The organism is Oribacterium sp., assembly GCF_057249185.1.
The window spans coordinates 1-3774 of sequence record NZ_DBHIGR010000197.1 but is presented as its reverse complement, the minus strand read 5'-3'; the positions used below and the strand labels follow the sequence as shown (position 1 = coordinate 3774).

Annotated in this window: 4 protein-coding genes and 1 pseudogene; all 5 read right to left on the bottom strand. The window is 42.8% G+C overall.

The features are described from left to right. A partial coding sequence (locus tag ACO4PX_RS09280; protein WP_485572374.1) for a class I SAM-dependent methyltransferase occupies positions 1 to 534 on the bottom strand: 534 nt, incomplete at its 3' end. A 130-nt stretch (positions 535 to 664) separates the two neighbouring features. Further along, positions 665 to 1231: a GNAT family N-acetyltransferase gene (locus ACO4PX_RS09275; RefSeq protein ID WP_314834351.1), complete on the bottom strand. Its 567-nt coding sequence runs from the start codon at positions 1229 to 1231 to the stop codon at positions 665 to 667. 120 nt (positions 1232 to 1351) lie between these two features. Then, positions 1352 to 1888, bottom strand: a complete 537-nt coding sequence (locus ACO4PX_RS09270; protein WP_485572372.1) for a 3'-5' exonuclease — start codon at positions 1886 to 1888, stop codon at positions 1352 to 1354. Between the two features lie 121 nt (positions 1889 to 2009). After that, positions 2010 to 3224 (bottom strand): iron-containing alcohol dehydrogenase, encoded by a 1215-nt coding sequence (locus ACO4PX_RS09265; RefSeq protein WP_485572370.1) that lies wholly within the window; start codon positions 3222 to 3224, stop codon positions 2010 to 2012. A 251-nt stretch (positions 3225 to 3475) separates the two neighbouring features. After that, positions 3476 to 3774 (bottom strand): annotated as a pseudogene (locus tag ACO4PX_RS09260) (carboxypeptidase M32); the annotation flags it as partial.

Below are 3774 nucleotides of genomic sequence, written 5' to 3'. Positions count from 1 at the left end.
AACACAATAGATTTCATCATCATCCCACTCATCCGCATATTCTTTTTTGCATTGATCCAATTCCTTGCGATTTGAAAAAGCGACATCTCCAATTAGAATCTTTCCGCCATCTTTAAGATGTGCAAGCAAATCTTTTAGCAAAACAACCTTTTGTGCATCCGCTAAGTGATGAATAGAATACGTTGCAATAATAAAATCAAAGGACTCTTGCTTCAGTTCATCCGCTAAACCCTTTGAAAAATCTCCCTGATAGAGATGTGCACCCGGCATCTTTTCATACGCGAGCTCTATCATTCTTGAGGAAAAATCCTGTCCGTAAATAGTGCATCCGTTTTTATATAGCTTTGTGGTTAATGTGCCTGTTCCGAATCCAAGGTCCAAAACTACTGCATCCGACTTTTCCATTATGATTTTATAAATATCCCCCAGAATCTTTTTGTACCCGGCAAAGGGATAACGATTCTCTTCTTCCGAGAGCCCGACTGATTTGTCATAATCATCCGCCCATAAATCAAAACCTTTACTATTTAACATTTTTCCTCCTACTCCTACTTTTCTATTTATACTCCTGCTTTTACCGCCTGAAATAAGCTTAGTTTATGATTACACAAGGTAAAATCTTCTCTATGCATAAGCTACCTCTCCCGGTTTTTCTCCGTATACCCTATCTTAGATCCAACACCATACTGTCAAAGTCGATATACTCTTCCCCAATCTTAAAATACGCCGGTAAAGTTCCCACTTTTTTAAAGCCGAATTTTTCGTACAAATGAATGGCGCGGCTATTGTCTCCTCGCACTTCCAGATTAATGAGCTCCAGGGCATTTTCCCTGGCATAGTCTATAAGCTTTTGCATAAGTTCGCTTCCAATACCGCTATTCCACTCCGCCTTTACCACGGTGAGCCCCAGCTCAGCCCTATGACTCATTCTCCTTGGGAAAGCCCTTAATTCTCCGCTTCCTACAAGCCTTACGTTCTTCCAAGCGAAATAACATACCGATTTCGGATCCCTGGAAAAGTTCCGAATTTCCTCCTGCTCTTCCTCTACGGAAATTGGAAATCCTTCCTGTCCAAAGGATAAATTGTCTGTTTCCGAACCGACCTGTCTTGCATAAGCTATTCTTGCCTCCGCATCCTCAGGTAGAGCTTCTTTAATGATAACGTCTTTGATTATGTCTTTAGTAACGTCTTTGATTATGTCTTTAGTAACGTCTTTGATAATGTCCTTCATAATATCTTCCCTGCAAAATCACTATGATGCTTTATTCAATACTTTACCCAATACTTTGCTCAGCACTTACGCATTTCTTTGTTCACCACTTTACTCAACACTTATGCAATACTCCATTCCTTATTTCTTAAAGGAGCAAGTCCGTATAAAGTCCTTCACCTCTACCCCGGCTTCCAGATAACGAAGTAAAATCTCCGCACAGGCATGGCTGTCACTATCCGCCCGGTGGTGTTGAAGGGAAATCCCAAAATCCTCGCAGACCATATTTAACTTATGGCTCCTGTCGGGAAAGAGGCTTCTGCCCATTTTCACCGTGCAAAGGTAGCGGGCATAGGGCTTCCAAGCAATCTCATAGTCCAAAAGGCAGTTTTTCAACACATTCATGTCAAAAGAGGCATTGTGAGCCACCAGCATTCCATCGGAAAAAAGCGGTTCAATCTGCTTCCATAATTCCGGAAAGGTGGGGGCATCTTTGACACTGGACTTACTGATTCCGGTCAGCTTTACATTGAAATAGTCAAAATCCGTTTCCGGATTCACAAGGGAATAAAATTCCTTGCTGATTTTTCCCTCTTCCACCACGGTAATGCCAATGGCGCTCATACGGTTGTTCTTCCGATTCGGTGTCTCCACATCAAAAACAATAAAACGTGACACGATATCCTCCTAGCCTTTCAAGGGCTTTTGACCTTTATCCATTCTACTAAAAAACCGTTGTATCCCAATTTTACTTGAGAAACAACGGTTTTCGCAAATGCTTTTTTCTTTTCGATATTCTTTAAAAATCCACCTCTGTATCATAGTAGCAACACTTTAAGAGCTTTTCCATCTCCTCTACGCTGGGTTGACGGGGATTGGAGCCTGTGCAAGCATCCGCAATCGCATTTACCGCAATATCATGGAGTCTCTCCAGGAAAACATTTTCCGGAACAAAGCCCTGCTCTGTTGGGTAAGAATCCGCACCGTAATTCTTGATGCAATGGGGAATATTCAGCTTATCGTTTAATCCTCTAACGTAGGTAATCAATGCCTTTACCTTCTCCTCGTCATTGCTTCCGGAAAGGCCGATAACATCCGCAATCTTTACATAACGTTTCTTTGCGGTTTCATCCTTCGCATTGAAGGCGATAACCTTTGGAAGGTACATGGCATTTGCCGCACCGTGAATGATATGTGCTCCTAAATCTCCGAATACTGCACCGGTTTTATGGGCCATGGAGTGTACGATTCCAAGTAGTGCATTGGAAAATGCCATTCCCGCTAGGCACTGGGCATTATGCATGGCATTTCTGGCTTCCTTATCCTCGTTGTAGGAATCCACCAGGTCATCCCGAATCATCTCAATGGCATGAAGCGCCAAGGGATCCGTATAATCGCAATTTGCAGTGGAAACATAGGCCTCAATGGCATGGGTTAAAGCGTCCATTCCGGTATGAGCCACCAGCTTCTTCGGCATTGTTTGCGCCAAAGCCGGATCAACGATAGCCACATCCGGCGTAATTTCAAAGTCTGCAATCGGATACTTAATACCCTTCTTGTAGTCTGTAATAATAGAAAATGCGGTTACCTCGGTAGCAGTTCCAGAAGTAGAAGAAATCGCGCAGAATTTTGCCTTGTTTCGAAGTGTCGGAATGCCGAAGACCTTACACATATCTTCAAAGCTGCACTCCGGATGCTCATACTTAATCCACATCGCCTTCGCCGCATCGATGGGAGAACCTCCGCCGATTGCCACAATCCAATCCGGTCCGAAGTCCTGCATCTCCTTCGCACCCTTCATTACGGTATCTACGGAAGGATCGGACTCAATCCCTTCAAAAAGCTTTACTTCCATGCCGGCTTCCTGTAAATACTGTACTACTCTGTCCAAAAAGCCGAAACGCTTCATCGATCCGCCACCCACGCAGACAAAAGCCTTCTTTCCCTTAAAAGTTTTCAGCGCCTCCAACGCATTCTCTCCATGATAAATGTCTCTTGGTAATGTAAATCTCATCTCCTGCCTCCTTTTAGAGCTGTCAACTTTACTTACTCCCACATGCTACACCTCATTTTATAGAATGTCAATATTTTAACAATGTAGAAATTGCATATTTTTATGAACATTCAGCGGAATAAAATAAGAGTAATAGCACAAATCCAAATCTACATCCGGCTATTTCTAGTCTGTAATGAAAGGTAGCAGAATAAAAAAACAGAAAAGCAAAGCTTCTGTCAAAAGCTGCTTTTCTGCCTTTTATTTCTGATTTACAGTTTATACAGTTTTGTATACTTCTCCTCAATATAATCCAGGAAATAGTTTACATTAAACTCTTCTCCGGTCACCATTTTCATCAGCTCCGGCGCTTCATAACGGAAACCGTAGGTATGGATATGCTCCTTCAACCAATTCATGATTTCCTCAAAATGATTTTCTTCCAAAAGGCTGTCCACATCCAGGTCCTTTCGCATGGCATGCATGAATTGTGCCGCAAAGGCTGTTCCTAAAGCGTAAGTGGGGAAGTAGCCGAAGCTTCCGTCGGACCAGTGCACATCCTGTAAGATGC